The organism is Streptomyces sp. 891-h (genome assembly GCF_022760275.1).
In the GTDB taxonomy this organism is placed as follows: Bacteria; Actinomycetota; Actinomycetes; order Streptomycetales; family Streptomycetaceae; genus Streptomyces; species Streptomyces spirodelae.
In genome coordinates this window covers 2,690,391-2,717,385 of the sequence record NZ_CP050693.1, presented here as the reverse complement: position 1 = coordinate 2,717,385, position 26,995 = coordinate 2,690,391, and the positions used below count along the sequence as shown (strand labels likewise).

28 protein-coding genes are annotated in these 26,995 nt (G+C 70.7%); 16 read left to right on the top strand and 12 right to left on the bottom strand.

All coding sequences use genetic code 11. From position 1 onward, the window contains the following. Positions 1–126 precede the first annotated feature (126 nt). The 4 genes from HC362_RS11600 to HC362_RS11585 all read left to right on the top strand — a co-directional run bounded on the left by HC362_RS11600 (position 127) and on the right by HC362_RS11585 (position 4,330). Positions 127–2,757, top strand: a complete 2,631-nt coding sequence (locus tag HC362_RS11600; RefSeq protein WP_243088503.1) for an ATP-binding protein — start codon at positions 127–129, stop codon at positions 2,755–2,757. Beyond that, on the top strand, positions 2,738–3,214 hold the full coding sequence (locus HC362_RS11595; protein WP_243083883.1) for a roadblock/LC7 domain-containing protein: 477 nt from the start codon (positions 2,738–2,740) through the stop codon (positions 3,212–3,214). The genes HC362_RS11600 and HC362_RS11595 overlap by 20 nt, the downstream gene beginning before the upstream one ends. A 116-nt stretch (positions 3,215–3,330) precedes the next feature. Beyond that, positions 3,331–3,768, top strand: a complete 438-nt coding sequence (locus HC362_RS11590; RefSeq protein WP_243088502.1) for a DUF742 domain-containing protein — start codon at positions 3,331–3,333, stop codon at positions 3,766–3,768. Next, positions 3,716–4,330 carry an ATP/GTP-binding protein gene (locus HC362_RS11585; protein ID WP_243083882.1) on the top strand — a complete coding sequence of 205 codons (615 nt, stop codon included), beginning with the start codon at positions 3,716–3,718 and terminating at the stop codon, positions 4,328–4,330. The genes HC362_RS11590 and HC362_RS11585 overlap by 53 nt, the downstream gene beginning before the upstream one ends. 123 nt (positions 4,331–4,453) lie before the next feature. Here HC362_RS11585 and HC362_RS11580 read toward each other — a convergent pair whose 3' ends face one another. From HC362_RS11580 to mca, 6 genes are all read right to left on the bottom strand, one after another. After that, the gene (locus HC362_RS11580) at positions 4,454–5,038 is read right to left on the bottom strand and encodes a snapalysin family zinc-dependent metalloprotease (protein WP_243083881.1); all 585 of its coding nucleotides are present in this window, start codon (positions 5,036–5,038) and stop codon (positions 4,454–4,456) included. Between the two features lie 161 nt (positions 5,039–5,199). Beyond that, on the bottom strand, positions 5,200–6,195 hold the full coding sequence (locus HC362_RS11575) for an SMI1/KNR4 family protein (RefSeq protein WP_243083880.1): 996 nt from the start codon (positions 6,193–6,195) through the stop codon (positions 5,200–5,202). Between the two features lie 249 nt (positions 6,196–6,444). Continuing rightward, a complete protein-coding gene (locus tag HC362_RS11570) occupies positions 6,445–6,717 on the bottom strand; it encodes an SH3 domain-containing protein (RefSeq protein WP_243083879.1) in 273 nt (90 codons plus the stop codon). A gap of 156 nt (positions 6,718–6,873) precedes the next feature. After that, on the bottom strand, positions 6,874–7,542 hold the full coding sequence (gene msrA / locus HC362_RS11565; RefSeq protein ID WP_243083878.1) for a peptide-methionine (S)-S-oxide reductase MsrA: 669 nt from the start codon (positions 7,540–7,542) through the stop codon (positions 6,874–6,876). Between the two features lie 52 nt (positions 7,543–7,594). Next, the gene (locus HC362_RS11560) at positions 7,595–7,924 is read right to left on the bottom strand and encodes a hypothetical protein (protein WP_243083877.1); all 330 of its coding nucleotides are present in this window, start codon (positions 7,922–7,924) and stop codon (positions 7,595–7,597) included. Positions 7,925–7,928: 4 nt separating this feature from the next. After that, the gene (mca, locus tag HC362_RS11555; protein WP_243083876.1) at positions 7,929–8,807 is read right to left on the bottom strand and encodes a mycothiol conjugate amidase Mca; all 879 of its coding nucleotides are present in this window, start codon (positions 8,805–8,807) and stop codon (positions 7,929–7,931) included. 176 nt (positions 8,808–8,983) lie between these two features. On the opposite strand from mca, the gene HC362_RS11550 reads away from it, so the two are divergent. Both HC362_RS11550 and greA read left to right on the top strand, forming a co-directional pair. After that, positions 8,984–9,415, top strand: coding sequence for a DUF4307 domain-containing protein (locus HC362_RS11550; protein WP_243083875.1), 432 nt, complete (start codon positions 8,984–8,986; stop codon positions 9,413–9,415). Positions 9,416–9,607: 192 nt separating this feature from the next. Then, positions 9,608–10,105: a transcription elongation factor GreA gene (gene greA / locus HC362_RS11545; RefSeq protein WP_243083874.1), complete on the top strand. Its 498-nt coding sequence runs from the start codon at positions 9,608–9,610 to the stop codon at positions 10,103–10,105. A 130-nt stretch (positions 10,106–10,235) separates the two neighbouring features. Here the strand turns inward: greA and HC362_RS11540 are convergent, their stop codons facing one another. The 3 genes from HC362_RS11540 to ilvA all read right to left on the bottom strand — a co-directional run bounded on the left by HC362_RS11540 (position 10,236) and on the right by ilvA (position 13,665). After that, the gene (locus HC362_RS11540) at positions 10,236–11,096 is read right to left on the bottom strand and encodes an ABC transporter permease (RefSeq protein ID WP_243083873.1); all 861 of its coding nucleotides are present in this window, start codon (positions 11,094–11,096) and stop codon (positions 10,236–10,238) included. Beyond that, positions 11,093–12,133: an ATP-binding cassette domain-containing protein gene (locus HC362_RS11535; protein WP_243083872.1), complete on the bottom strand. Its 1,041-nt coding sequence runs from the start codon at positions 12,131–12,133 to the stop codon at positions 11,093–11,095. The genes HC362_RS11540 and HC362_RS11535 overlap by 4 nt, the downstream gene beginning before the upstream one ends. Positions 12,134–12,417: 284 nt before the next feature. Continuing rightward, complete coding sequence (ilvA, locus tag HC362_RS11530; protein WP_243083871.1) at positions 12,418–13,665, bottom strand: threonine ammonia-lyase; 1,248 nt, start codon at positions 13,663–13,665, stop codon at positions 12,418–12,420. A 365-nt stretch (positions 13,666–14,030) separates the two neighbouring features. Between ilvA and HC362_RS11525 the strand changes: the two genes are divergently transcribed. From HC362_RS11525 to HC362_RS11515, 3 genes are all read left to right on the top strand, one after another. Continuing rightward, on the top strand, positions 14,031–14,483 hold the full coding sequence (locus HC362_RS11525; protein ID WP_243088501.1) for a MarR family transcriptional regulator: 453 nt from the start codon (positions 14,031–14,033) through the stop codon (positions 14,481–14,483). Between the two features lie 89 nt (positions 14,484–14,572). Next, entirely contained in the window at positions 14,573–15,043 is a 471-nt protein-coding gene (locus tag HC362_RS11520; RefSeq protein WP_243083870.1) for a sigma factor-like helix-turn-helix DNA-binding protein, read from the top strand. Further along, positions 15,030–15,284: a hypothetical protein gene (locus tag HC362_RS11515; RefSeq protein ID WP_243083869.1), complete on the top strand. Its 255-nt coding sequence runs from the start codon at positions 15,030–15,032 to the stop codon at positions 15,282–15,284. The genes HC362_RS11520 and HC362_RS11515 overlap by 14 nt, the downstream gene beginning before the upstream one ends. 67 nt (positions 15,285–15,351) lie before the next feature. Here the strand turns inward: HC362_RS11515 and HC362_RS11510 are convergent, their stop codons facing one another. Then, positions 15,352–16,566 (bottom strand): cystathionine gamma-synthase, encoded by a 1,215-nt coding sequence (locus HC362_RS11510; RefSeq protein ID WP_243083868.1) that lies wholly within the window; start codon positions 16,564–16,566, stop codon positions 15,352–15,354. Positions 16,567–16,715: 149 nt separating this feature from the next. Here HC362_RS11510 and HC362_RS11505 point away from each other — a divergent pair, with 149 nt between their 5' ends. The 3 genes from HC362_RS11505 (at position 16,716) to HC362_RS11495 (ending at position 20,662) form a co-directional block, all read left to right on the top strand. Further along, positions 16,716–17,909 (top strand): hypothetical protein, encoded by a 1,194-nt coding sequence (locus tag HC362_RS11505; protein WP_243083867.1) that lies wholly within the window; start codon positions 16,716–16,718, stop codon positions 17,907–17,909. Positions 17,910–17,987: 78 nt separating this feature from the next. Further along, complete coding sequence (locus HC362_RS11500; protein ID WP_243083866.1) at positions 17,988–18,602, top strand: Uma2 family endonuclease; 615 nt, start codon at positions 17,988–17,990, stop codon at positions 18,600–18,602. Positions 18,603–18,637: 35 nt separating this feature from the next. Continuing rightward, a complete protein-coding gene (locus tag HC362_RS11495) occupies positions 18,638–20,662 on the top strand; it encodes a thioredoxin domain-containing protein (RefSeq protein WP_243083865.1) in 2,025 nt (674 codons plus the stop codon). Between the two features lie 42 nt (positions 20,663–20,704). Here the strand turns inward: HC362_RS11495 and HC362_RS11490 are convergent, their stop codons facing one another. Then, complete coding sequence (locus tag HC362_RS11490; protein WP_243083864.1) at positions 20,705–21,358, bottom strand: TetR family transcriptional regulator; 654 nt, start codon at positions 21,356–21,358, stop codon at positions 20,705–20,707. 203 nt (positions 21,359–21,561) lie between these two features. Here HC362_RS11490 and HC362_RS11485 point away from each other — a divergent pair, with 203 nt between their 5' ends. Both HC362_RS11485 and HC362_RS11480 read left to right on the top strand, forming a co-directional pair. After that, complete coding sequence (locus HC362_RS11485; protein ID WP_243083863.1) at positions 21,562–22,773, top strand: pyridoxal phosphate-dependent aminotransferase; 1,212 nt, start codon at positions 21,562–21,564, stop codon at positions 22,771–22,773. Between the two features lie 95 nt (positions 22,774–22,868). Continuing rightward, complete coding sequence (locus HC362_RS11480; protein ID WP_243083862.1) at positions 22,869–23,282, top strand: hypothetical protein; 414 nt, start codon at positions 22,869–22,871, stop codon at positions 23,280–23,282. 132 nt (positions 23,283–23,414) lie between these two features. On the opposite strand, the gene HC362_RS11475 is transcribed toward HC362_RS11480, so the two are convergent. Then, complete coding sequence (locus HC362_RS11475; RefSeq protein ID WP_243088500.1) at positions 23,415–25,187, bottom strand: phosphoenolpyruvate carboxykinase (GTP); 1,773 nt, start codon at positions 25,185–25,187, stop codon at positions 23,415–23,417. Positions 25,188–25,553: 366 nt separating this feature from the next. Here HC362_RS11475 and HC362_RS11470 point away from each other — a divergent pair, with 366 nt between their 5' ends. Together HC362_RS11470 and HC362_RS11465 are read left to right on the top strand one after the other, a co-directional pair. Further along, on the top strand, positions 25,554–26,399 hold the full coding sequence (locus tag HC362_RS11470) for a hemolysin III family protein (RefSeq protein WP_243083861.1): 846 nt from the start codon (positions 25,554–25,556) through the stop codon (positions 26,397–26,399). A 65-nt stretch (positions 26,400–26,464) separates the two neighbouring features. After that, positions 26,465–26,992, top strand: a complete 528-nt coding sequence (locus tag HC362_RS11465) for a Uma2 family endonuclease (protein ID WP_243088499.1) — start codon at positions 26,465–26,467, stop codon at positions 26,990–26,992. Positions 26,993–26,995 lie beyond the last annotated feature (3 nt).

Here is a 26,995-nt window from a genome sequence, read left to right as displayed (position 1 = left end):
TCGCAGGAACGTGCGCCCGCAGGGATGTGCGCCGCCGCGCGCCCCGGGGGGCGGCGGCCGACGACAGCCACACCTCGGTCATCGCTCGAAGTGCACGGAAGGAGGCCAGGGGCGTCTGTGGACACAGTGGACCCACCGCGCGAACGAGACCTCTCCTCGCGCGCACCCCTGACACCGAGGTTCCGCCGACGGGCGGGAGTCCTCCTGGACCGGTGGCCGTTCCGGCGGAAGCTCAACGTCCTGGTGATCGTGCCCGTCGTGGCGGTCGGCGTACTGCTCGGCCTCAGCGTCAACAGCCAGGTGCAGCGCGCTCAGGACGCCGACCGCATCGCGGATCTGGTGCGTGACAGCAAGCAGGTCACCCAGCTGATCAACGAGCTCCAGGCCGAGCAGCGGCAGGCGCTCCTGCTGTCCGTACGGCACGAGTCGACCCGGCCCGGCGGCACCCTGCCGTCCACCACCGCCTACCGCCGGGCGCAGCGGACCACCGACAAGCAGGCCGAAGCCGTCCGCTCGGCGTTCGGTGCCGGCCTGCCGAAGGACGAGAAGCGGGCGCTGGAGTACATCCAGGGCCTGGCCGTACTCCGCGACAAGGTCGAACGGGGCTCGGTCCCCGCGGCCGGTATCTCCCCCGCGTACGCCGCTGCGGTCGGCTACCTGATCGACGGCGTCGGACTCGACCGCTACTCCGGCACCGAGGCGTCCACGGTCACCGGTCTGCTGGACGCGGTACTGCGCGCCGACGCGGCCCACGCGGCCTTCGAGAGCGGGGTGTTCTCCGCGCAGACCCAGGACGCCAACGCGCTCACCGAGTACACCCGCGCCGTCGGAGCACACGAGCTCTTCCAGCACCAGGCGGAGCGCTTCAGCAGACTCGCCACCCGGAAACAGGTCCTCACCCTCAGCGGGATCGAGCGCCAGTCCGAGGAGAACGGCGTGGACGCCCAGTTCGCCGAGCTGCGGATCGACCCCAGCTCGCTGCAGGGCCAGTCCCCGCGCGCACTGCGCAAGTCGATGGCCGCCGGTACGCGGCAGGCCGAGGCCCGGCTGGAGATCACCGGCTCGCTGATCGAACAGACCGCGGCCCGCGCCGACGAGCTCTCCGAGAGCGCCCTGCGCAAGGCGCTGGCCCTGCTCGGTCTCGCGCTGCTCGGGTTCGTGGCCTGGCTGACGTTCTCCGTCCTGGTCCGGCGCTCGGTGGTCCGCCCCCTCACGGCGCTGACCGGTGCCGCCCAGGAGGTCGTCGAGGTGACCGGGGAGGAGCTCGCCCGGGTCGACGAGGACGACGACGAGTCGGCGGACAGCACCCCGCTGCGGCCGCACCCGATCCCCGTCCCGGTCCGCGACGAGGTCGGCGACCTGGCCGAGGCGTTCAACCAGGTGCAGGTCACCGCCGCGGCGCTGCTGGAGCGGCAGGTGCTCAGCCGCCGCAACGTCGCCGAGATGTTCGGCAACGTCGGGCGCCGCGTCAGCAACCTCACCTCCCGTCAGCTGATGCTGATCGACGCCGTCGAACGCGAGGAGACCGACCCCGAGGTGCTGGAGCGGCTCTACCGCATCGACCACCTCGCCGTACGGCTCCAGCGCAACGCGGACAGCCTGATGCTGCTCGCCGGAATCCGCGAGACCGAGGTGGAGGCCCGGCCGACCACCCTGGCCAACGTCCTGCGGGCCGGGCTCAGCCAGATCGAGGCCTACCAGCGGGTGTCCCTGCGGGCCGAGGCCGATCCGACCGTCGCGCCCGACGTCACCGGCGACCTGACGCTGATGCTCGCCGAACTGCTGGAGAACGCGGTCACCTTCTCCCCGTCCAACACCCCCGTCGAGGTCGTCGTCCGGCCCGGAACCGATGTCACCTCCGACGGCGGCGCGCTGATCGAGGTCATCGACCACGGCCTCGGCATGAGCGCGGAACGCCTCGCCGAGGAGAACGCCCGGCTGATCCGCCGCGAACGGCTCGACCTCGTGCCGACCAAGGTGCTCGGCCTCTTCGTGGTCGGAAGCCTCGCCCGGCGCTGGGGCATCCGCGTCACGCTCAGCCGCACACCGGGCGGCGGCATCACCGGCACCGTATGGGTGCCCTCGGCGCTGCTGCTGAGCCCGAGCCCCACGGAGCCCGCGCCGGTACGGCCCATGGACGGCGCGGTCGGCGCGGTCGGCACGGTCAAGGCCGCGCCGGAAGTCCCGGCCACGTCGGGGCGGGGGGCGGCGGAACAGGGTGCCGCCACGGGGCTCGCCGTCGCGCCCGCGCCGGGGGTGGTGCCTGTGGCCACTGAGGCTGGTGTGCCCGGTGAGCCCCCCGAGTCCGCTGAGCCCGGCAAGTCCGGCGCCCCCGTTCCGGCCCCCTCCGGCACGCCCCGGCGGCGGGTGGCGGCCCCGGCGCGGGACGGTGGCCTTCCCCGGCGTATCCCGTCCGGGCAGGACCAGCAGGACCAGCAGGGCCAGCAGGGCCCGGCCGGCGAGGAGCAGCAGCTCCCGGCAGGCCAGGGGCCGCAGCCCGCTGAAGCGCAGTCCCCCAGGCCACTGCGACGGCGAGTACGAGGAGCAACCCTTCCCATGACGACCCCACCGGCCGACCGGGGCATCCCGGCCGTACGCCAACCCGTCGACGCCGAAGCGGTCCGCTCGGAACTCGACGAGTTCGAGGCGGCCGTGCACAGGGCGGAGCAGGACAGTGCCTCCGCCCCGGCACAGCCGCCGACGCAGCAACACCAGCAACCCCCGAAGGAGCCGGGCAGTGAGCACGCCGACAGGTAACAGCAGTTCCGAGCGGGCCGAGGCCACCGACCTGCGAGCCGCGGTGGCCGACTTCACCTGGCTGCTCGACAGGTTCGCCACCCAGACCGCAGGTGTCGTCGACGCCATCGCGGTCTCCTCGGACGGCCTGTTGATCGCCGTCTCCCAGCCGCGCGAACAGGACGCCTCAGAACGGCTCGCCGCGATCGTCTCGGGCATCACCAGCCTGGCCGCCGGAGCCTCCGGCAACTACGGCCTCGGTGGCCTGAACAAGGTCATCATCGACCTGGAGGGCGGCCACGTCCTCGTCTCGGCCATCGGCTGCGGCGCCGTCCTCGGCGTGGTGGCTTCCAAGGAGGCGAAGCTGGGCAACATCGCCTACGAGATGACCCTCTTCGCCAACCGGGCCGGGTCCGCGCTCACCCCCCAACTGGTGCTGGAGCTCAAGAAGACCGCCGGTGCGGCACCGGCCGGCTGACCGGCAGGCCGGACCGGGACACGACGCGGAGACAGGGGTGCAGGCACTCGGGAGGGATCGTGATGGCCGCCGGTGAACCAGTACCGCACGAGGCTGCGGACAGCGCGGCGGACGGTATGCCGGACGGCGTGCCGGGCAGCGTGGCGGGCACCCCCGGTCCGGTCGACGAGCCGGTCGGCCGCGCCCCCGCCATCCGGCCGTTCCTGCTGACCGCAGGCCGCGTCTCGGGGCGCGGCGCGGCGACACCGCTCCCGGTCGAGACCCAGGTCGTGGCGACGTCGGCCGGACTGGCCGCCCTCCCCTCGCTCACCTTCGAGCACCACGACATCGTGGCCGCCTGCCGACGGCCGCAGTCGGTGGCGGAACTGGCCTCCCGGCTGCGGCTGCACCTGAACGTGGTCCGCGTACTGGCCGACGACCTGCGTACCGCGGGGCATCTGACGGTCCACGTGCCGAACGCGAAGACAGCCCAGGACATCTCCGTACTGCGAAGGGTTATCGATGGTCTCCGTGCCGTCCCCGACTCACGGGGCTCACTCCGGGACAGCGGTTGAACAGCCGCCGCTGCCGGTCAAACTGGTCGTCGCCGGTGGCTTCGGGGTCGGCAAGACGACGGCCGTCGGCGCGATCTCCGAGATACGCCCCCTGACCACCGAGGCGGCGATCACGGAGGTCGCGGCGGGTGTGGACGACCTCACCCACACGCCCGGCAAGACCACCACCACGGTCGCGATGGACTTCGGCTGCATCACCATCTCCCCGACCCTGAAGCTCTACCTGTTCGGCACACCCGGCCAGGACAGGTTCGGCTTCATGTGGGACGACGTGACCGAGGGTGCCCTCGGCGGCCTGGTGATCGTGGACACCCGCCGCCTCGACGACTGCTACGCGGCGGTGGACTACTTCGAGCACAAGGACATCCCCTTCGCCGTCGCCGTCAACGCCTTCGACGGGGAGCTCCAGCACGACCTCGACCAGGTGCGCTGGGCGTTGGACATCTCCGACCACGTCCCGCTGATCGTCTTCGACGCCCGCGAAACCGGCTCGGTCCGCGACGCCCTCCTCGTCGTCCTGGAGGTGGCCCTCACCCGAGCCCAGAACGCCGCCGCGAACTGAGGCCCGGCCTCGGCGCCGCAGCCGGAAGCCGAACGGCTGGCTCCGACCGGCAGCAGCTCTTCAGGCCCGCACGGTGCCCCCGCCCCCGCTCGACGGGAACCACCGCGCGCGCCGGTTCCGTGATCAGGCGGGGCCGGGCCGGTCCTGGTACAGCCGAGGCTCGTACACCGCGGGGCTGACGCCCGCGGAGGCGAAGTTGTCCTCGACGGCGGCCCGTTCGCCGGCGTCGGGCTGGGCGTTGGTGCACTCGACACCGGCCGAGGCCCCGGACATGAGGCTGCTGCAGGGTCCTGGCTTCATGTCGGGAAGCCCCAGAATGTGGCCGAGTTCGTGCGCGGCGATACGGATGGAGTCGTGACCCTCGTCAACCGCCTGCCGCCCCATCCATATGGTGCCGTTGCCCAGGCTGGTGGTTCGCGCACGCGGCCAGCCGTCGTCGGCGAGTATCTCGATGTTGGCCCGGTCGCCCGACGCGGCCGGTTTCAGCCGGACGTTCTCCACGCTGCCGTTCCAGACCGCCGCGCCCTTGTCGACCGCGTCGACGAACTCCGCGGCTCCCGAGGTGTCGTACGTGAGGACAACCGCGGCGGCGGTGTGCGTTGCGGACGCGGGTACGGGTGCGGGTGCGGCGGACGCCTGGCTGACGGTCCAGGACAGAGCCACCACAAGCATGGTGATCAACACCCGCGCGGCGCTTCTGAGTGTCACGGTGATCCTCCTGTGGGGGAAGGAGTGGGGGGAATCATGCTCATGACAGTGCATCAGTGCACTGACGCCCCTGCCCCCTCCGCACCCATCTCAATCCACCACCGCTGGATGAGGAACGCCGCCACCGTCGTGCCCACGCACGTGAGTCGGCCCGCCTCTCGTCAGAGGGGCCGCCCGTCGAGGCGGCCGCCGGAGCCGGGCTTGAACGTCACGCCGAGGTCGTACTGTGCGATCCCGAAAGGTTGGAACTCGGCATCGGCAAGGACGCGGTAGAGGAACTCGGAGGTGGACATGTCGTACCGGTGCCATGGTCCTCCGTCATGGGACCGCGCGAGGACGGGGTAATCGCCTGGCCGCTCGGCATCGATCAGCCAGCTGTACTCGTCGGCCCATTCGGTGGAGCCCCATACAGCCACCCCCTTGCGGCCCGGCGCATAGACCGCATAGGGCTCGACGGCGGAGCCGCTTCCGAGGTTGCTGTCCTGATCGACCGACAGGGAGACCCGCCACTGTGTCAGGAAATCGAACGAGACGCCCTCATCGCGCCCCAGGAAGTAAACGGAATCACTGAAGACGCCGCCGCCGAAAGCCTCGTAGAGCTTCTTGTAGTCCGCCGGCAGCGGGACCCCCAGCTCTCCTTCGATCGCCGCCCAGTCGGCGGAGAGCCCGAGCGGTTTCCACCCGGTCGATTCGATCACTCGCTGAACCCACGTAGAACCATCTTCGGGCAGTTCTGTGACACGGAGAAAAGGGTCCACCCAGCAAGCTTCTTCCGGCGGTGCATCCGGCGAGGGCGCAGCCCGCTCCGCCACGAGCGCCACCAGCCGTTCGCCGTCCCCGGCACGGACCACACCGCAGCCGATCCACCGACTGCCGTACGCCCATCCGCGCATCTCGACCAGCTCCCCGGCGAACGGAGCAAGGAGCGGCAGCCCGGTCCGCTCGGTCACCGTCGGATCGGTACAACCGCCCATGGCGAGGTTACGCAGCTGCCCGTACCGACGGCTGAACTCCTTGACGAGAGTCGACAGGTCGATTGCGCCGGAGACAGCCAGGCACACATGCCCCGCCGGGTGCCCGGACCGGCCGCACACCAATTCTCGCCCGCCCGGCCGAACCAAGGAGGTAACGGCTTCGAGCAGTTCCCGTTCGTCCATGGCCAGAGAGTGAAACACATGCCACAGACAACGAGCCTGGACCGCGACCCGGCTGACATCCACGACTGACATCAAGGAGGACGAATGGCGCCGGACACAAGCGTCCTTCTTCGGAGTTGGCCGGGCGGCGACCGCAGCCCAGGACTGACAGACGACAGGAGCTCATGCGCCGCACTCGCCGGTGGTCGTGATCCCGGTGGGGCAGGAGCCGCCCCCGGCGGGCCACTTGGTTCGACGCCCGGTCCGCCGTCAGCCCTGGGGGGCGACCGGTTCGACGTCCTTGGACAGCGGCACCTGTCCGGTGTTGTCGACGTGCCGGGCGGCGACCCACGCCGCCTTGTCGCGCAGCAGGTACCAGATGCTGTTGCCGTCGATGTTCTGGGCGTTCACCTTGCTGCGCAGACCGACCTCGGTGCCGTGGCTCAGGGCGCCGACGATGGAGGAGTCGGTGCTCGGATACTTGCGCAGGTTGACGCCGTTGTCGCTGACGACGGTGCCGAACGGCTTGGGCGGGCTGGGCATCGTGGCCTCCAGGGGAACGTCGGAGTGACGAGACGTCGTCCGGTATCCGGACGGATTGCTCGTACGGTAAGACCGATTCCCGCCGGAGAGCCGGAGGCGTGCGGGGCATGCCACGTCCGGCGCCCGGGCGTCATTCCGATGGTTGCGTCCGGCAGCTCACTCCTCAGGGAAGTCCGCAACCCCGATCGGGCAGCTCACGCCCGTGCCGCCGATCCCGCAGTAGCCGCCGGGGTTCTTGTCCAGGTACTGCTGGTGGTAGCCCTCGGCGGGGTAGAAGGGGCGGTCGGTGGCGGGGAGGATCTCGGTGGTGATCTCGCCCAGGCCGGAGGAGGTCAGTACCTGCTGGTAGGCGGTACGGGAGGCTTCGGCGGTGGCGGCCTGTGCGGGGGAGTGGGTGTAGACCGCCGAACGGTACTGGGTACCGGTGTCGTTGCCCTGGCGGAAGCCCTGGGTGGGGTCGTGGGCCTCCCAGAAGCGCTTGAGCAGGGCTTCGTAGGAGATCTCCGACGGGTCGAAGACGACGCGTACGACCTCGGTGTGCCCGGTGAGACCCGAGCAGACCTCCTCGTACGTCGGGTTGGGGGTGGAGCCGCCCTGGTAGCCGACCAGAGTCGTCCAGACACCGTCGGTCGTCCAGAAGACCCGTTCGGCGCCCCAGAAGCAGCCCATGCCGAAGTCGGCGATCTCCAGGCCCTCCGGGTACGGGCCCTGCAGCGCCGTACCGAGCACGGTGTGGCGTTCGGGCACCGGGTACTCCGGCTCCGGGCGGCCCTTGAGGGCCTCATCGGGGGAGGGGACGCGGTTTTTGAACCTGCCGAACAGCATGTCGTTCTCCAGACGGACGGAGGGCGGACGGCGGGTGGGCAGCGGCCGGGCGTCAGCCCTTGCGCTTCGGTGGTGCCGAGGCGGCGGCCTCGGCGGAGGCGGAGGCCTCAGCGGCGGAGTCGTCCGCCGCGGTCTTCGCAGCCTTCGCGGACTTCGCGGAGCTCTCATCCGGGGACTCACCCGGCGCGGGCTCGCCCTCCGCCGGCCGCTCCTCGAAGTCGACGCGCTTCATGTGCTTGTTCATGGACTTCATCAGCATCCACACGGCAGCGCCTATCACCGCGAAGACGATGAAGCCGAGCACACCGGGGGTCACCTTGTTCTCGTCCAGGTCCTTCGCCAGCGGGAGGACCTGGACGAGCGTTGTCTGCGTGGGGCTCATACCGTCAATTCTCGCGGATCCCCGCGAAGAGGTCGTCCTCGGGGAGGGAGGTCTCCACCCGGGACTTGGCCAGCTCGTACTCCTCGGTCGGCCAGACCTCCTTCTGGATCTCCATCGGGACGCGGAACCAGCCGCCGTCGGGGTCGATCTGCGTGGCGTGCGCGATCAGCGCCTTGTCGCGGATCTCGAAGAACTCGCCGCAGGGCACGTAGGTGGTGATCTGGCGCTCCTTGATCCCCATCTTCTCCCAGCGCTCGAGCCACTCGGTGTACGGCGAGTCCAGGCCGCGCTCCAGCATGGCGTTGTGCATCGCCATGGTCCGCTGCCGGTTGAAGCCCTGGTTGTAGTAGAGCTTCTGCGGCTGCCACGCGGGGCCGAACTCCGCCTCCGGGTACTTCTCGGTGTCGGCGGCGTGCTCGAAGGCGACCATCGAGATCTTGTGGGTCATGATGTGGTCGGGGTGCGGGTAGCCGCCGTTCTCGTCGTAGGTGGTGATCACCTGGGGACGGAACTCGCGGATGAGCCGCACCAGCGCACCGGCGGCCTCGTCCACGTCCTGGAGGGCGAAGCAGCCCTCCGGCAGCGGCGGCAGCGGGTCGCCCTCGGGCAGCCCCGAGTCGACGAAGCCCAGCCACGCCTGCTTCACGCCCAGGATCTCCCGGGCCTCGTCCATCTCCTTGCGGCGCACCTCGTGGATGTGCTCCTCGACGTAGGTGTCGCCCTGGAGCTTCGGGTTGAGGATGGAGCCCCGCTCTCCCCCCGTGCACGTGGCGACGAGCACGTCCACCCCCTCGTCGACGTACTTCGCCATGGTGGCCGCGCCCTTGCTCGACTCGTCGTCGGGGTGCGCGTGCACGGCCATCAGTCGCAGTTGCTCAGTCACAACTCAATCCTCATAGGTCAAAGCGGCTCCGCCATCGGCCCGGCCCGCCCTCGGCGGTTTCGCGAGCGGCTTCTATAGTGACCGAATCAGCACCGCGATGTATTCCCGGTACACCCCGCTCGGCTCCGACCGGGCCCGCAAGGAGCCGCCGGAGCCCATGCCGAGAGGAACGGACCATGGTTGACCTGCGCCAACAGGTCCCCGAAGGGCGTTACGGGCGTACGTCGGGCGGCGCCGGGGGTGGGACAGCGGGCGCCGAGGCGCGTACGGACCGTCGACTGAAGATCACCGGCGGTGTGCTGGGTGTGCTGCTGCTCGCGCTGGTCGGCTGGATCGGGATCTCCTACGTCTCGGGCCAGGACGTCAGCGGCGAGGTGATCAAGTGGCGGGTCGCCTCCGACAGCGCGGTTCAAGTGCATCTGGAGGTGCGCAAGGACGCGGACGTGGCCGGTGTGTGCACGCTGCGTGCTCGCGCAGAGAACGGCAGCGAGGTCGCCCGCAAGGACGCGGAGTTCCCCGCGGGGGCCTCCCGCGTGGACAAGGTGGTCCCGATGCGCTCGACGGACCGCGCCACGAGCGTGGAGCTGGTGGGCTGCCAGAAGAAGTGAGCCCGGTGCCGGCGGGGGCAGGGCTCACCGGTATGTCCGGTCGACCACGCTGACCTGCGGCGGAGTCCGGGTCTTCTTCCCTTTTCCGCCGAAATTGTTAAGCTCGTGGTTTCGCCCACCAGTGAAGGCGCACCCTTTCTGGTAGGGCGTTTGCTGCATCAGCTGATATCCCAGTACCGACGAGGAGCACCTGTGACCCAGACCAGCGACAACGTCACCTGGCTGACCCAGGAGGCGTACGCCCAGCTCAAGGCCGAGCTGGAGTACCTGTCGGGTCCTGCACGCACCGAGATCTCCAAGAAGATCGAGGCGGCTCGCGAGGAGGGCGACCTCCGCGAGAACGGCGGGTACCACGCGGCCAAGGAGGAACAGGGCAAGCAGGAGCTGCGGATCCGCCAGCTTCAGCAGCTCCTGGAGAACGCCAAGGTCGGTGAGGCTCCGGCGGACGACGGTGTGGTCGAGCCCGGCATGGTGGTCAAGATCGCTTTCGACGGCGACGAGGACGACACCATCACCTTCCTGCTGGCGTCCCGCGAGTACGCCAGCTCGGAGATCGAGACGTACTCCCCGCAGTCGCCGTTGGGCTCCGGTGTGATGGGCAAGAAGGTCGGTCAGGACGCCGAGTACGAGCTGCCGAACGGCAAGATGGCCTCCGTCCGCATCCTGGAGGCCAAGCCCTACCGGAGCTGAGTCGCAGGGGGCGGGCCCCACGGGGAGCCCCGGAGCACCAAGAGACCGACGGCGGACGGCCCGCGCGCAGAGCGCGGGCCGTCCGCCGTTCGCGGGTCGGGGGCCCCTCCGGGGGTCTGCCCCGGGGGGCCTATCCCGTCGCCGAGCGGTACTTGCGTACCGCCAGGGTGCGGAAGACCACGATGATGGCGACCGACCAGAGCAGCGAGGCCCACGCCGGGTGCTGCATCGGCCAGGCGTCCGGGACCGGGTAGCGGGGCGGCAGGTTGCCGAACAGCTCGCGGCAGGCGACCACCGTCGCGCTGAACGGGTTCCACTCCGCGACGTGCTGCAGGAACGCGGGCATGTTCTGCGAGGGCACGAACGCGACGGAGATGAAGGTCAGCGGGAACAGCCAGATCAGCCCGCCGGAGGTGGCGGCCTCCGGAGTGCGTACGGAGAGTCCGATCAGGGCGCCGATCCAGGTGAAGGCGTACCCGAGAAGGAGCAGCAGGCCGAAGCCGGCGAGGGCGTCGAGCAGGCCGTGGTGCGGGGCCCAGCCGACGATCGCCGCGACGACGGCGAGGACGACCAAGGTCAGCGCCGTCTGCACGAGGTCGGCGAGGGTGCGCCCGGTCAGTACGGCGCCGCGGGTCATCGGCAGTGAGCGGAAGCGGTCGACGAGGCCCTTGTGCATGTCCTCGGCGATGCCCGCGCTGGCCCCCGCCGTCGCGAAGGTGACGGTCTGCGCGAAGATGCCCGCCATCAGGAACTCGCGGTAGGAACTGGCGCTGGTCCCGGCCCCGGGGACCTTGATGGAGCCGCCGAAGACATAGCTGAACAGCACCACGAACATGATCGGCTGGATCAGCCCGAAGATGACGACCTCGGGGATGCGCACCATGCGGATCAGGTTGCGCTTGGCCATCACGAGTGAGTCGGTGACCGACTGTGCGATGCCGCCCCGGCCGCGGGGCGCTGTGGGCGAGGCGGCCTGTGCTGTGGCCGTCACTTGGTGGCCTCCTGGGGCTCGGGGGAATCCTCGGGGGGTTCCTCGGTCGTGTTCCGGCCGGCCGCCCCCGGGTCCCGCTCGCCCTCGGCCGCGTGGCCGGTCAGGGAGATGAAGACGTCGTCGAGGGTGGGGCGGCGCAGGCCGATGTCGTCGATCTCGATGCCGCGGGTGTCCAGCTCCCTGATGACCTCGGCCAGCAGCTTGGCGCCGCCGGTGACCGGGACGGTCAGCTTGCGGGTGTGCTGCTCGACGGTGCACCCCTCGTGCGCCGTACCGCGTATCCCGTAGCTGTTGAGGACCTCCTCGGCGGTGGGGATGTGCTCGCGCTCGTGGACGACGACCTCGATGCGCTCGCCGCCGGTCTGCGCCTTGAGCTGGTCGGAGGTGCCGCGCGCGATGACCTTGCCGTGGTCGACGACGGCGATGTCGTGCGCGAGCCGGTCGGCCTCCTCCAGGTACTGCGTCGTCAGCAGCAGCGTCGTACCGCCCGCGACCAGCTCCTCGATGACCTCCCACAGCTGCTGCCTGTTGCGCGGGTCCAGGCCCGTGGTCGGCTCGTCCATGAACATCACGGGCGGGCTGACGACCAGCGCGGCGGCGAGGTCGAGGCGCCGGCGCATACCGCCCGAGTAGGTCTTGGTCGTACGGGTGGCGGCGTCGGCCAGGTTGAAGCGCTCCAGCAGCTCGTCAGCGCGTTTCTTCGCGTCCCGCGCGGACATCTGGTAGAGCCGCCCGACCATCTGCAGGTTCTCGCGACCTGTCAGATACTCGTCCACGGCGGCGAACTGGCCCGAGAGGCCGATGGAACGGCGCACCTTGGTGGGGTCCTTGAGTACGTCGACACCCGCGACGACGGCGCGGCCCGCGTCCGGCCGCAAGAGGGTGGTCAGCACGCGGACCGTGGTGGTCTTGCCCGCGCCGTTGGGCCCCAGCAGGCCGAGCACGGTGGATTCGGGGACGTCGAGATCGACGCCGTCCAGAGCCCTGACCTCGCCGAAGGTCTTCACCAGCCCCTCGGCGTAAATGGCACCTGGCATGGATGGACTCCCAGAGTGTGGAGCGTGAGAGCTCTACGAAGATGCTAGATCCGCCGGACAGGTCCGGCAGTCCGGCGGGTACGGCGACGTGGTCGGGACGTGTTCGCCGCGCCGCGCGGGTCGCCACGCGGCGATCGCGTCACGGATCGCGTCACGCGGCAGTATGGAATAACGCGATGTATCGCGTCAACCGCTTTTTGAGGGCGGCGCCGGCGGCCCACTCGCGATAGTGCGCGTTCCCGCGTGGCGGTCGGCGCTCACCGCCGGCCGCCGGAGCGGCTCCGTCAGCTCATGACCGTGTACCCCGCCGCACGCAGTCCCGAGGCGACGTCCACGCAGTGTTCCGGGCCCTTCGTCTCCAGGTGCAGCTCCACCTCCGCCTCGTCCAGGCCCAGCCGCGGATCGGTGCGCACATGGCCCACGTCCAGCACGTTGGCGTCCATCACCGACAGCTCCCCCAGCAGCGCCGCGAGCGCCCCGGGCCGGTCCGAGAGGCGCAGCCGCAGCGACAGATAGCGCCCCGCAGCCGCCATCCCGTGGCGCAGCGTCCGCTGCAGGACCAGCGGGTCGACGTTCCCGCCCGAGAGCACCGCCGCGACCGGCCCCTCGAAGCTGTGCGGAGCCGACAGCAGGGCCGCGACCGAGCTCGCCCCGGCCGGCTCGACCACCAGCTTGGCCCGCTCCAGGCACAGCAACAGGGCGCTGGAGAGGGCGTCTTCGGAGACCGTGCGGATGTCGTCGACCAGCGTGCGGATGATCTCGAACGGCACCTCGCCCGGCTTGCCGACCTTGATGCCGTCCGCCATCGTCGAGACCGAGTCCAGCGCCACCGGGCGTCCGGCCCGCAGCGACGGTGGATACGCGGCCGAGCCCTCGGCCTGCACACCGATGAGCCGGACATCGGGCCGCAGTTCCTTGATGGCCACCGCCATCCCGGCGAGCAGCCCGCCGCCGCCGACGCCCACCACGACGGTCCGCACCTCGGGGCACTGCTCCAGCAGCTCCAGGCCCAGCGTGCCCTGGCCCGCCACCACGTCCGGGTGGTCGAAGGGATGGATGAGGACGGCGCCGGTGGCGTGCGCGTACTCCTTGGCGGCCTCCAGTGTCTCGTCCACGACCTGGCCGTGCATCCGCACCCGTGCCCCGTACTCGCGGGTCGCCGCCACCTTCGGCAGCGGCGCCCCCACCGGCATGAACACCGTGGAGGGGACCCCGAGCAGGGAGGCCGCCAGCGCGACGCCCTGCGCGTGGTTGCCCGCGCTGGCCGCGACCACCCCGCGCTGCCGCTCCTCGGCGGAGAGCCCGGCGATCCGTACGTAGGCGCCGCGCAGCTTGAACGACCCGGTGCGCTGGAGGTTCTCGCACTTGAGGTGGACGGGGGAGCCGACCAGCGAGGAGAGGTGCCGGCTGCCCTCCACGGCCGTCGTACGGGCCACGCCCGCGAGGGTCTTGCGGGCGAGGCGCACGTCGTCCAGCGAGACGGGAAGTCCGTGGTGGTGGGGGGAGGAAGGGGGTGTTGCACTGGTGACCATTCCGCCAGTCTGGCAGTCGGCGGGCGGGCTGGCGGGCCCACGGGCGGGCAGCGTCGCCGCGCGCCCCCGCGCGGGCGCGGGGTGGTACGCGTCACTGGTTTGTGCACTGGAGGTACGTCTACGCCCCGCTCCGCGTACTCTGTGCCCACCACCTCACGTCGACGTATTCAACAGACCACCCCAGAACTGTCAAAACTCCACAAAAAATCCCGCAGACCGACGAAGTGAGCGCACCTGCCATGCCCACGCACCCGGACATGACGACAGACACCCCCGACGCGCCGGACGAAAACCCCGCGGTGCCTGCCGACGGTGCCTCCGGAACCGCCCCCGAAGCCGCTTCCGGAACCGCCGTACTGGACGCCATGCAGCACCAGCTCGCCGTATACGCGCGCCGTGCGGAGCAGACCCGGCTCGGCGGGCTCGGCCAGGCACGCAACTCCATGGACCGTGCGGCCTACCTCCTGCTCAACCGCCTCGACCAGGAGGGGCCGATGGGCGTCAAGGCGCTCGCAGCCGGCATGGGCATCGACTCCTCGACGGTGACCCGGCAGGTCGCACCGCTCGTCGAGTCCGGCCTGGTCAAGCGGACCTCGCACCCCGAGGACGGGCGTGCCGTCGTCCTCCAGCTCTCGCCGCGCGGTGAGGCCAGGCTGGAGGAGGTCCGCTCCTCGCGCCGCAACCTGATGCAGCTGATCACCAAGGACTGGACGGAAGAGGAACGCGGGACCTTCTGCAAGCTGCTGACCCGGTTCAACAACGCGATGCTCGAACTGAACCCGAGCAGCCTCGCGCAGCCCCCCGGGTCCGGCTCCTGACACCTCCCGCCGTTCGGGAAACCGGTCCTTGCCGCGCCTCTTGATTTGATCTGCCCGCCTGCCGTCCTATAGGCGGCACGGGAGGCGGCGTGCGAGAGCATCAGGCACGGCAGGAGCGCCTCCGCGCCCGGGAGTTCGAGGCGTTCGTCGCGGGCGCGGGTGGCCGGCTGCTGCATGCCGCCACACTGCTGACCGCCGAGCCCCCGGGCGCCGCGCCCGAGGCCGAACGGCTGCTGGTGTGGGCGCTCGCGCGCACCCGCGCCGACTGGGGGCGGCTGCACGGCGAGGACCCCTACGAGCGCACCCGGCAGCTGCTGGCAGCGCGCTTCGCCCACACCGGCTGGCGGTACCGCCGCTCGCGTGGTGGCCTGCTGGGCGTGCTGTCACCGCAGGAACGGCTGGTGCTGGTGCTGCGGCTGCACGAGGGCGTGGGCGAGGAACAGGTCGCAGCCGGGCTGGGCCTGCCCGTCGAACGGGTGCGCGCGCTGCACACCCGGGCCATGGCGACGGTGCTCAGCCGCCCTCGCGAGGATGCGAGGGCGGCGCATGAGCCTGCCTGACCGCAAGGAAGCCGAGGTGCGGCGCCTGTTGGTGCAGCACACCGCCGAGCCCGTACCCGCCGACCTCGCCGAACGGGCCCTCGCGGACGGGGCTCGGCTGCTGCGGCGCCGCCGGGTACTGCGTACGGCGCTGTGGGGCGTGGTGCTGGCGGGCCTGCTGGTGCTGGCCGCGTGGTCCCTCACCGCCCGCCCCTGGTCGGAACCGCCCCCGACGACGACGCCTCCTGCGGTGGACTGGTGAGGCGGTGCCCCTTGCCGCCCGACCGGAGGCCGGGGAGCAGTTCCCCGCGCCCCTGAGAGCCGGCCCCTCAGTCCAGCGCCTGGGTCAGATCGGCCAGCAGGTCGTCGGCGGACTCGATGCCCACCGACAGCCGGACCAGGTCGGCGGGCACCTCGAGCGCCGAGCCCGCCGCCGAGGCGTGCGTCATCCGGCCCGGGTGCTCGATCAGCGACTCGACGCCGCCCAGCGACTCACCCAGCGTGAACAGCCGCGCCTTGTCGCACACCCGCACAGCGGCCTCCTCGCCGCCCTCGACCCGGAAGGAGACCATCCCGCCGAAGCCCCGCATCTGCTTGGCGGCGATCTCGTGCCCGGGGTGGGTGGGCAGGCCGGGGTAGAAGACCTCGGTGACCTTCGGGTGCGCGGTCAGCAGCTGCACCACGCGGGCCGCGTTCTCGCCGTGCCGGTCCATGCGCACGCCCAGCGTCTTGATGCCGCGCATCACCAGCCAGGAGTCGAAGGGCCCGGCGATGCCGCCCATCGCGTTCTGGTGGAAGGCCAGTTCGTCGCCGAGCGCCGGATCGGTGACGACCAGCGCACCGCCGACCACGTCGGAGTGGCCGCCCATGTACTTCGTCGTCGAGTGGACGACGACATCGGCGCCGAGCGCGAGCGGCTGCTGGAGGTAGGGGCTGGCGAAGGTGTTGTCGACCACGAGCCGTGCGCCCGCCTCGTGCGCCACCTGGGCGACCGCGGCGATGTCGGTGATGCCCAGCAGCGGGTTGGAGGGCGTCTCGACCCACACGGCCTTGGTGCGCTCGCGCATCACGGCCCGTACGGCGGCCGGGTCGGAGGAGTCGGCAACCGACCACTGCACGCCCCACCGCTCGGCGACCCGGGCGAACAGCCGGAAGGTGCCGCCGTACGCGTCGTCGGGGATCACCACATGGTCGCCGGGCGTGAGCAGCGTACGCAGCAGGCAGTCCTCGGCCGCCAGCCCGGAGGCGAAGGCCAGCCCGCGCCTGCCGCCCTCCAGCGCCGCCAGGTTCTCCTCCAGCGCCGTGCGGGTCGGATTGGCGGAGCGGCTGTACTCGTAGCCGCCGCGCAGCGCGCCGACGCCGTCCTGTTTGTAGGTGGACACCTGGTGGATGGGCGGTACGACCGCCCCCGTGCTCTTGTCGGCGGCCTGCCCCGCGTGGATGGCGAGGGTCTCGAAGCCGCGCTGTTCCTGATGCGGGGTTCCCGGGGTCTCCGGGGTGCTTTCCGCCCCGCTGCCGTTGCTGTTGTCGCGCTGCTCACTCATGGGGGCGAGACTAATGGGCCGTACGGTGGAGTGGGACCTGTGCGGCGAGCTCCGCCCCCCTCGTACGACCCGTACGGCCCGACCCAGCCTCTCCCGGCCCCCGGCCGGGAGGTGCCCCCCAGCCCGTCACAGCGTGGAGACCCGACGCCATGGAAGCCCTGCTCGTCCTGATCGCACTCGTCGCCATCTTCGGCGTGGCCGTCTACCCCGCGATGCGCCGCAGGCGGCTGCGCCAGGGCGGGAGCCCGGGGCTGACCCAGGGGCCCGACCCGACGGCAGGGTACGGCTTCGTCCCCTCCGAGCAGCTCGACGTACGGCTGCCCGGCCCCGACCGGGAGCTCGTCGAGGCGCTGGAGGAGACCCAGCGGACCCAGGACTGGCAGCCGGTAGCACGGCTGCTGGCCTTCACCGGCGACGAGTACGAGCTGCGCTGGCAGCGGGTGCAGTCCATCGCCGGAGCGGCCGCCATGGAACTGGCGCGCTCCCGGGCGCACGGCTCGGCCGTCGAGGCGCCGCAGGAAGCGGTCTCCTTCAGCAAGGAACAGCCCGCCGCGCAGGTGCGGGACGCCCGGTGGCTGCGGGAGTGGCGCGCCCAGCAGCCGCGCGACCACGGGGGCGCCCAGGTCTACGCGCAGTTCCTGGTCTTCCAGGCGCTGGCCGAGTCCGGCTCCGACTCGGGCTCCGACGCCGGCTCCGGCTCCGGCTCCCGGCAGATCATCCTGGAAGAGGCCCGCAAGGTCGCGCACGACGCCGCCGAGCTCGCCCCGGCCGACCCGACGCCGCACCTCACCGAACTGGTCATCGCCCGCCACCTCGGCTACCGCGCGGCCGACTTCGAGGCCCTGTGGGCCACCGTCCGCCGCCTGGCCCCCGACCACATGGGCGCCCACCTGGCGGCGCTGCCCTACTGGTCGTCGAAGGGAAGCGGCTCCGACGAGCAGGTCGACACCTTCGCCCGCACCGCCGCGGCGCAGGCCCCGGAGGGCTCCCTGCTGCCCGCGCTGCCGCTGTTCGCGATCTACGACCACCTGCCCGACGTGAACATGGTCCGCAGCCTCTACCGGAGCGAGGAGATCAGCAAGGCGATCGAAGCCGCCGAGTACGCCGTCGACCAGGTGGAGGACGACCACCCGGTGCGCCCCCACGTCCTGCACCTGCTGGTCTGGTTCCTCGTCCGCGCCGAGCGCTACGGCGAGGCCATGGAAGCCCTCGCCGCCGTGGACGGCCACGTGGGCGCCATCCCCTGGGTGGACGAGGGCGACCCCGCCGCCGCGTACACCGCCTACCGCGCCCTGGCGGTGGCCGGCTGGGAAGCCACGGGCGGCGCCCACGCCCCGCACTGATGACCGTCGGTCACTCTTTCGGGCGGCCGCTGTGGGGAGCTGTCCCGGTACCGTGAGGGGGCGTGCAGGATCCCGTCCATGGGAGGAACCATGACCGCTGAACCGGCTCCCCAGATGAACGAGATCAACTGGCCGGTGCCGCCGCCGGACGGCTACACCGTGGACGACCTGCTGACTTTGCCGGACCTCCCGCCGCACACCGAGCTGATCGACGGGAGCCTGGTTTTCGTGAGCCCGCAACGCAATTTCCACGCGGACGTGATCGACCTCCTGGTGAGCGGGCTCCGGGCAACCGCGCCCTGGGACCGGCTCCGTGTGAAGCGGGAGATGACGGTTGTCCTCAACCGACGCAACGGGCCCGAACCTGACATCTCCGTCGTCAAGGCCGACGCGGTGGTTGGGCCGGACCAGTCCCGCTACCAGGCCGCCGACGTCGTCCTCGCCGTCGAGGTCGTCTCGCCGGACTCCGAGGCACGGGACCGCGACACCAAGCCCCGCAAGTACGCCGCCGCAGGCATCCCGCACTTCTGGCTCGTGGAGCGCGCCGGGGAAGGCATGCACCCCGTGGTCCGGGTCTACGAGCTGGACCCCGTGGCCAAGGGCTACACGCTGCGCGGGAACTTCCACGGCCGGCTCACGCTCGACGAGCCGTTCGGTATCGACATCGACCTCACGGCGGTGGACGACCTGTAGCGGCGGGTGTCCGGGGTGTGCGTCACCATGGCCGTATGGCGAATCGACTCGCGGAAGAGACCTCTCCGTATCTGCTCCAGCACGCGGAGAACCCCGTCGACTGGTGGCCCTGGCGGGAAGGGGCGTTCGAGGAGGCGCGGCGGCGGGGGGTGCCGGTGCTGCTGAGTGTGGGGTATGCGAGCTGCCACTGGTGCCATGTGATGGCGCACGAGAGCTTCGAGGACGAGGCGACGGCGCGGCTGATGAACGAGAACTTCGTCAGCGTCAAGGTGGACCGCGAGGAGCGTCCGGATGTGGACGCCGTCTATATGGAGGCCGTGCAGGCGGCGACCGGGCAGGGCGGCTGGCCCATGACGGTGTTTCTGACGCCTGATGCGGAGCCGTTCTACTTCGGTACCTACTTTCCGCCCGAGCCGCGGCACGGGATGCCCTCCTTCCGGCAGATCCTGGAGGGCGTGCGGACCGCCTGGCAGGACCGGCGGGACGAGGTCGCCGACGTTGCTTCGCGCATCAGTGCGGATCTGGCGCAGCGCAGTATCCAACTGGCCGCGCCGCAGACGCCCGGCGCCGAGGAGATGGGCGCCGCGCTGCTCGGGCTGACCAAGGACTTCGACGCGCGGCGGGGAGGCTTCGGCGGGGCGCCGAAGTTCCCGCCGTCGATGGTGCTGGAGTTCCTGCTGCGCCACCACGCCCGCACCGGCTCGGAGGGCGCGCTGCAGATGGTCGAGGCGACCTGTGAGGCGATGGCCAGGGGCGGCATCTACGACCAACTGGGAGGCGGGTTCGCCCGCTACTCGGTCGATGCGGAATGGGTCGTTCCGCACTTTGAGAAGATGCTGTACGACAACGCGCTGCTGTGCCGCGTGTACGCGCACCTGTGGCGCTCGACGGGTTCGGAGCGGGCCCGCCGCGTCGCCCTGGAGACGGCGGACTTCCTGGTCCGCGAACTGGGCACCGCCGAGGGCGGCTTCGCCTCCGCGCTGGACGCCGACAGCGACGACGGGCACGGCGGCCACGCCGAGGGCGCCTACTACGTCTGGACCCCGGCGCAGCTCGCCGAGGTGCTGGGGGAGGCCGACGCCGAACTGGCCGCCGAGTGCTTCCACGTCACCGAGGAAGGCACCTTCGAAGGCGGCGCCTCCGTGCTGCAACTCCCCGACCGGGCCTCCCCGCTGCTGGACGCCGCCCGCTTCGAGTCCCTGCGGCGCAGGCTGTTCGAGGCGCGCGCAGCGCGGCCCCGGCCCGAGCGCGACGACAAGGTCGTCACCGCCTGGAACGGCCTGGGCGTCGCCGCGCTCGCCGAGACCGGCGCCTGCTTCGAGCGGCCCGACCTGGTCGAGGCCGCCGTCGGCGCCGCCCGGCTGCTCGCCGACGTGCACACCTTCGACCAGGGCCGCAGACTGGTGCGCACCTCCCGCGACGGGGTGCCGGGCGGCAGCGCCGGCGTACTGGAGGACTACGGCGACACCGCCGAGGGCTATCTGACGCTGTACGCGGTGACCGGCGAGACGGAATGGCTCCAGCGGGCCGGCACCCTCCTGGACACCGTGCTGGAGCGGTTCACCGGCGAGGACGGCACGCTGTACGACACGGCCGACGACGCCGAACAGCTCATCCGCCGCCCCCAGGACCCCACCGACAACGCGGTGCCCTCCGGCTGGAACGCCGCCGCCGGTGCGCTCCTCTCCTACGGCGCCTACACCGGGGAGCACCGGTACCGGGAGGCTGCCGAGCAGGCGCTCGGCGTCGTCCGCGAACTGGCCTCGCGTGCGCCGCGGTTCATCGGGTGGGGGCTCGCGGTGGGCGAGGCGCTGCTGGACGGACCGCGGGAGGTCGCCGTGGTGGGGGAGGAGCGCTTCGGCCCGCTGCATCGGGCTGCCCTGCTGGCCGGTGCGCCGGGGGCCGTGGTGGCCGTGGGCGCGCCGGGCACGTCCGATGTTCCGCTGCTGCGGGACCGGGGGCTGGTGGACGGGCGGCCCGCCGCCTATGTGTGCCGCGGGTTCGTGTGTACGGCGCCGGTCACGGAGCCGGAGGCGTTGGAGGCCGCCCTGCGCGGGTGACGGCGAGGCAGCGCACCCTCGCGCTGTGCCCGGGCCGCCCCGCTACAGCGTCAGGCCGCGCTCCAGTACGCCCAGCGCGCGCGTCACCAGTGCGCGCAGGTCCTCCAGCGTGCCCGCCATGCCGGTGTCCACCCAGGCGTACATGGCCTCGGTCAGAGCCCCCAGCATGGCGCCGGTCACGATCCGCAGCTCCAGGTCGTCCGGGGAGCGGCCGGTGCGCTCGGCGAGGGCGCGCCGCAGCAGCCAGGCCGTCTCGGCGGAGTGCTCGCTCATCCGGCCGCGCAGCGCGGGCACGTCCCGGATGAGGCGGATGCGCTGGAGGGTCTCGGCGGCGTCGGCCTGGTAGATGCGGGTGATCGAGGAGTACAGCGCCTCGCGCAGCGCGGCGACCGGCGGCTCACCCGCCGGTCGCTCCCGCAGCGCCTGCTCGATCAGCGGGTCGTACTCGTCGGTCAGCACGATGTCTTCCTTGGTGGGGAAGTAGCGGAAGACGGTGCTGGGGGAGACCTCCGCCTCGGCGGCGATCTGGTCGACGGGTGTCGCGTCGTACCCCTGGACCTCGAAGAGGCGGTAGGCGGTCCGCCGGATGGCCTGGCGGGTCTGGAGCTTCTTGCGCTCGCGCAGGCTCGGCTTGGCTGGGGGCAGATCTGTGTCCGCTGCGGCGTCGTCGGCGGCATCTGTACGTGCGGGGGCCATGCATCTATTGTCGGGCATCGTCCCCGGGCAGGGCCATCTTCGGGACGCTGCCGCTCTCCACGCCGTGCCGCCGCGGCAGCGCCCTGGGGGCCGCCACCAGCTCTCAAATGAGAGTGTCTGTCAATCGTGTAGGACGTCCGGGCGATCCCCGAGGTGAGGGAAAACACGAGGCGGCCTGTCAAAGGCGCCCGTAGGGTTGCGTTATGCAGGTCATCCAGTCGACGAAGCTCGCCAACGTCTGTTACGAGATCCGGGGCCCGGTCCTGGAGGAGGCGACGCGGCTGGAAGCGGCAGGCCACCAGATCCTCAAGCTCAACACCGGCAACCCCGCGGCGTTCGGCTTCGACTGCCCGCCGGAGATCCTCGAGGACATGCTGCGCAACGTCGGCACCGCGCACGGCTACGGTGACGCGAAGGGGCTGCTCTCGGCGCGCCGCGCGGTGATGCAGCACTACCAGAAGCAGGGCATCGAACTGTCGGTCGACGACATCTATCTGGGCAACGGCGTCTCCGAGCTGATCCAGATGTCGATGCAGGCGCTGCTGGACGACGGCGACGAGGTGCTGGTACCGGCGCCCGACTACCCGCTGTGGACCGCCTCGGTCTCCCTGGCCGGCGGCACGGCGGTGCACTACCGCTGCGACGAGCAGTCCGACTGGATGCCCGACCTCGCGGACGTCGAGCGCAAGATCACCGACCGCACCAAGGCGCTCGTGATCATCAACCCGAACAACCCCACAGGCGCGGTCTACGACGAGGAGGTCCTGCGTGGCCTCACCGAGATCGCCCGCCGCCACGACCTGGTCGTGTGCTCCGACGAGATCTACGACAAGATCCTCTACGACGGCGCCACGCACACCCCGACGACGGTCATCGCGCCCGATCTGCTGACGCTGACGTTCAACGGCCTGTCGAAGTCCTACCGCGTCGCCGGCTACCGCAGCGGCTGGCTCGCCGTCTGCGGCCCCAAGACGCACGCCGAGAGCTATATCGAGGGCCTGACCATCCTCGCCAATATGCGGCTGTGCGCCAATATGCCGGCGCAGCACGCGGTCGCCGCCGCGCTGGGCGGCCGGCAGTCGATCGAGGACCTGGTACTGCCGGGCGGCCGGCTGTGCGAGCAGCGCGACGCGGCGTACGAACTCCTGACGCAGATCCCCGGCGTCACCTGTGTACGGCCCAAGGGTGCGATCTACGCCTTCCCCCGGCTGGACCCCAAGGTCTACAAGGTCAAGGACGACCGGCAGATGGTGATCGACCTGCTGCGCGCCGAGAAGATCATGATCGTGCACGGCACCGGGTTCAACTGGCCCGAGCCCGACCACTTCCGGATCGTCAATCTCCCCGGCGTCACCGAACTGCGGGACGCGGTGACCAGGATCGGCCGCTTCCTGGACGGCTACAGCCAGCCGTGACTGTTCGTGATCATCTGTGATCGATCGATGAACATGGGACAACTTTAGACGTTGTCCAAGTTAGGATGGCCTCCTGAAGCATCAGGAGGCCATCCATGTACGAACCGATCCGCACCAAATCGGTCCACACCGTGGCCGAGGGCACCCAGCCAGGGCTGCCGCGCCGCACCCGCGAGGAGGAGCTGGACATCCGCCTCGCCGGGCACCTGACCGCACTGCTGACGGTGACCGACGAGCTGCGGGTTCTGACGCCGAGCGCTTCGCTGGATGCCGCCGCGCAGGAGCTCGCCGCCCATGCGGGGCGCCTGGCCGGCGGGAGGGTGCCGTTGCGGGCCGAGCCTTCCGCTGTGCGGGACGACGCCGCGCATGTGGCCTCCCTCCATGCGCGGGCGCGCACCCTTGCGGGTAACGCGCTCGCTGTCGCCTCATCGCGCGGCGACGAGGCGGTCACCGCCCTGATGACAGCGCGCCTGGCGGCGCACGCCGATGTGGAGGGCGCGCTGGTTTAGGTCCCTCACTGCGCTTGGGCAGTCTGCTCCCGCTGCGCTTGCCCACCCTGCGCCCCTGCGGAACGACTGCCCACAAGTGGGCAGGTGCCGCTGCCCAAGTGCAGCAGGTTGGGCCCGCGCAGCGTGGCGGCGTCAGCCCAGGCGGCGTACCAGGGCGTGGTACTCGTCCCACAGGGCACGCGGCGTGTGGTCGCCGAAGGTCTCAAGGTGCTCAGGGACGAGCGCCGCTTCGTCGCGCCAGACGTCGCGGTCGACGGCGAGGATGAAGTCCAGCTCGGCCTCGGACAGGCCGAGCCCCTCGGTGTCGAGGTCCTCCTTCCGCGGCAGGAGGCCGATGGGGGTCTCGACGCCCTCGACCTCCCCGTTCAGCCGCTGGACGATCCACTTCAGGACGCGGCTGTTCTCCCCGAAGCCGGGCCAGACGAACTTGCCGTTCTCGTCCTTCTTGAACCAGTTGACGTAGTAGATCTTCGGCAGCTTGGCGGGGTCGGCGCCCTCGCCGACCTCCAGCCAGTGGCCGAAGTAGTCGCCCATGTTGTAGCCGCAGAACGGCAGCATCGCGAACGGGTCGCGGCGCAGTTCGCCGACCTTGCCCTCGGCGGCCGCGGTCTTCTCGCTGGCGACGTTGGCGCCGAGGAAGACGCCGTGCTGCCAGTCGAAGGACTCGGTCACCAGCGGGACGGCGGTGGCGCGGCGGCCGCCGAAGAGGATGGCGGAGATCGGCACTCCGCGCGGGTCCTCCCACTCGGGGGCGATGATGGGGCACTGCCCGGCGGGGACGGTGAACCGCGCGTTGGGGTGGGCCGCCGGGGTCTCCGACTCCGGCGTCCAGTCGTTGCCCTTCCAGTCGGTGAGGTGCGCGGGGGGCTCTTCCGTCATGCCCTCCCACCACACGTCGTTGTCGTCGGTGAGGGCGACGTTGGTGAAGACCGCGTTGCCCCACAGGGTCTTCATCGCGTTGGCGTTGGTGTCCTCGCCGGTGCCGGGGGCGACGCCGAAGAAGCCGGCCTCGGGGTTGATCGCGTAGAGGCGGCCGTCCTCGCCGAACCGCATCCAGGCGATGTCGTCGCCGATCGTCTCGACCGTCCAGCCGGGGATGGTGGGCTGGAGCATGGCGAGGTTGGTCTTGCCGCAGGCGGACGGGAAGGCGGCGGCCACGTACTTGGACTCCCCACGCGGCGGCGTCAGCTTGAGCACCAGCATGTGCTCGGCCAGCCAGCCCTCGTCGCGCGCCATCACGGAGGCGATGCGCAGCGCGTAGCACTTCTTGCCGAGCAGCGCGTTGCCGCCGTAGCCCGAGCCGTAGGACCAGATCTCGCGGGTCTCGGGGAAGTGCGAGATGTACTTGGTCGGGTTGCACGGCCACGGCACGTCGTGCTCGCCCTCGGAGAGCGGGGCGCCGACGGTGTGCACGGCCTTGACGAAGAAGCCGTCCTCGCCCAGTTCGTCCAGCACCGGCTGTCCCATGCGGGTCATCGTGCGCATGGCGACGGCCACGTAAGCGGAGTCGGTGATCTCCACACCGAGCGCGGAGAGCGGGGAGCCCAGGGGGCCCATGCAGAACGGGACGACGTACATCGTGCGGCCGCGCATCGAACCGCGGAAGATGCCCTCCTCCCCGGCGAAGATCTCCTTCATCTCCGCGGGATCCTTCCAGTGGTTCGTCGGCCCCGCGTCCTCCTCCTTCTCGGAGCAGATGAAGGTGCGGTCCTCGACCCGGGCGACGTCGGACGGGTCGGAGGCGGCGTAGTAGGAGTTGGGCCGTTTGACGGGGTCGAGCTTTGTGAACGTGCCCTTGGCGACCAGCTCTTCGCACAAGCGGTCGTATTCGGCCTCGGAGCCGTCGCACCACACGATGCGGTCGGGCTGGGTCAGCTCGGCGATCCCGTCGACCCAGGAGAGCAACTCCTGGTGACGGGTGGGGGCGTCCCCGGTGGTCGAAGGGTTCGAGGAAGACGGGACAGAGGTGAGGGGAGCCGCAGAACTGCGCGCCACGATCGCTCCAGACGTTTGAGGGTTTTGTGCCTGCTGTCAGCGCGCCCCTTGGGGGCCACGACCCGGATGCTTTCGTGGCAGTTTGTCTTGTCGCTCATCCGGTGCCGCTTATGCTCATCTGATCATGCGGTGTGAATGGTTGTCTGTCCAGACGGGGGATGTGTGGCCGTCGACACGTAGGGTCTTCCCATCTGGCACGCAGGGTCATTCCGCCTGCTGGCGGCCCGTAACCTACGCATCCGTAGGTCATACAAGTGTCGTGGGTACGATGGCCTGATGACCGACTCCGCGTCCCCGTCTTCGGAGCCTGCCGCTGTGATCTCCCCGTCGTCCAGCGCGTCACCGTCCAGCCCCGGCACCTCGACCGCGCCCGACTCCCCCTCCGCGGGCGCCCCCTCGCCCCACTCGGCCGCCGCCACGGCCTCCCACGCGGCCTCCCACTCCGCCGCCTCACGGCTGTCCGCCTCGGCGCACTCAGCTGCGCAGGCCCTCAAGCCCAAGCTGCGCGGCTGGCTGCACCTGGGCATGTTCCCCGCCGTACTGGTGTCCGGAATGTTCCTGACCGCGCTCGCCGACAGCAGCCGCGGCCGGATCGCCTGCGCCATCTACACCTTGACGGCGTGTCTGCTGTTCGGCGTCAGCGCGCTCTACCACCGCGGTGACTGGAGCCCCCGGATCAACGCCCTGCTGCGGCGCCTCGATCACGCCAACATCTTTCTGATCATCGCCGGCACCTACACCCCGCTGACGATCCTGCTGCTGCCCGACGGCCGCCGTGACCTGCTGCTGTGGGGCATCTGGATAGCTGCAGGTCTCGGCATCGCCTTCCGCGTCTTCTGGGTCGGCGCACCCCGCTGGCTCTACACCCCCTGCTACATCGCCATGGGCTGGGCGGCCGTCTTCTTCCTGCCCGACTTCCTGCGGAAGGGCGGGATCGCCGTCCTGGTGTGCGTCATCGTCGGCGGCGTCCTCTACAGCGTGGGCGGCGTCATCTACGGCATCAAGCGCCCCAACCCCTCACCCCGCTGGTTCGGCTTCCACGAGGTCTTCCACTCCTTCACCCTGGCCGCCTTCGCCGTCCACTACGTGGGCATCTCCTTGGTGGCCTACACCCACGCGTAGGCCCTCCGGGCTGGTGGAGATCGCGCATAATGGGCGCAGACAGGAGGTGAGCGGCCGTGACGGTGATGGATGATCTGCTCGCGCGTGACGCTGTTCCTGAGGGATACCGGGTCGAGATTTTCGACGGGGAAGTGATCATGACTCCGCAGAGCCCGGAGCAGGACTGGACGGTGAACGAGGTGCGTTCGGCCGTCCGGAAAGCTGCCGTCCCCAGGGAGCGTGTGTTCGGTGACGTGTTGGTGAGATTCCCCGGCGAGAACGACGCGGCACCCGACCTCACAATCCTCGCCGAGGGAGCCGAGCGGCACGGCGACAGCTACGACTGCATGGATGTTCTTGCTGCCGTCGAGGTCACTTCTCGGCCCGACGACGACAAGGACTACGTCCGCAACGTCGCCAAGTACGCGCGCTTCGGGATCGAGCTCTACCTGATCGCCGACCCCTTCAAGAAGCTCTGCACGCTGATGACCGAGCCGCACGCGACGGGATACGCCAAGGTCAAGGAGATCCCTTACGGGGAGCCCCTCACGCTGACGCTCAGCAGCGGGGAGCGGATCGAAATCGACACCTCCGACTTCCCCGTACGGGACTGAGCC

What these genes read in the sequence shown, in the direction of transcription:
- HC362_RS11590 (WP_243088502.1), top strand. Translation starts at nt 3,331, where the DNA reads ATGCCGGACGGCGTGCCGGGCAGCGTGGCGGGCACCCCCGGTCCGGTC.
- HC362_RS11585 (WP_243083882.1), top strand. Translation starts at nt 3,716, where the DNA reads ATGGTCTCCGTGCCGTCCCCGACTCACGGGGCTCACTCCGGGACAGCG.
- HC362_RS11575 (WP_243083880.1), bottom strand. Translation starts at nt 6,195, where the DNA reads ATGGACGAACGGGAACTGCTCGAAGCCGTTACCTCCTTGGTTCGGCCG.
- HC362_RS11570 (WP_243083879.1), bottom strand. Translation starts at nt 6,717, where the DNA reads ATGCCCAGCCCGCCCAAGCCGTTCGGCACCGTCGTCAGCGACAACGGC.
- msrA (WP_243083878.1), bottom strand. Translation starts at nt 7,542, where the DNA reads ATGCTGTTCGGCAGGTTCAAAAACCGCGTCCCCTCCCCCGATGAGGCC.
- HC362_RS11560 (WP_243083877.1), bottom strand. Translation starts at nt 7,924, where the DNA reads ATGAGCCCCACGCAGACAACGCTCGTCCAGGTCCTCCCGCTGGCGAAG.
- HC362_RS11550 (WP_243083875.1), top strand. Translation starts at nt 8,984, where the DNA reads ATGGTTGACCTGCGCCAACAGGTCCCCGAAGGGCGTTACGGGCGTACG.
- HC362_RS11535 (WP_243083872.1), bottom strand. Translation starts at nt 12,133, where the DNA reads ATGCCAGGTGCCATTTACGCCGAGGGGCTGGTGAAGACCTTCGGCGAG.
- ilvA (WP_243083871.1), bottom strand. Translation starts at nt 13,665, where the DNA reads ATGGTCACCAGTGCAACACCCCCTTCCTCCCCCCACCACCACGGACTT.
- HC362_RS11525 (WP_243088501.1), top strand. Translation starts at nt 14,031, where the DNA reads ATGCAGCACCAGCTCGCCGTATACGCGCGCCGTGCGGAGCAGACCCGG.
- HC362_RS11515 (WP_243083869.1), top strand. Translation starts at nt 15,030, where the DNA reads ATGAGCCTGCCTGACCGCAAGGAAGCCGAGGTGCGGCGCCTGTTGGTG.
- HC362_RS11510 (WP_243083868.1), bottom strand. Translation starts at nt 16,566, where the DNA reads ATGAGTGAGCAGCGCGACAACAGCAACGGCAGCGGGGCGGAAAGCACC.
- HC362_RS11505 (WP_243083867.1), top strand. Translation starts at nt 16,716, where the DNA reads ATGGAAGCCCTGCTCGTCCTGATCGCACTCGTCGCCATCTTCGGCGTG.
- HC362_RS11500 (WP_243083866.1), top strand. Translation starts at nt 17,988, where the DNA reads ATGGGAGGAACCATGACCGCTGAACCGGCTCCCCAGATGAACGAGATC.
- HC362_RS11495 (WP_243083865.1), top strand. Translation starts at nt 18,638, where the DNA reads ATGGCGAATCGACTCGCGGAAGAGACCTCTCCGTATCTGCTCCAGCAC.
- HC362_RS11490 (WP_243083864.1), bottom strand. Translation starts at nt 21,358, where the DNA reads ATGGCCCCCGCACGTACAGATGCCGCCGACGACGCCGCAGCGGACACA.
- HC362_RS11485 (WP_243083863.1), top strand. Translation starts at nt 21,562, where the DNA reads ATGCAGGTCATCCAGTCGACGAAGCTCGCCAACGTCTGTTACGAGATC.
- HC362_RS11480 (WP_243083862.1), top strand. Translation starts at nt 22,869, where the DNA reads ATGTACGAACCGATCCGCACCAAATCGGTCCACACCGTGGCCGAGGGC.
- HC362_RS11470 (WP_243083861.1), top strand. Translation starts at nt 25,554, where the DNA reads ATGACCGACTCCGCGTCCCCGTCTTCGGAGCCTGCCGCTGTGATCTCC.
- HC362_RS11465 (WP_243088499.1), top strand. Translation starts at nt 26,465, where the DNA reads ATGGATGATCTGCTCGCGCGTGACGCTGTTCCTGAGGGATACCGGGTC.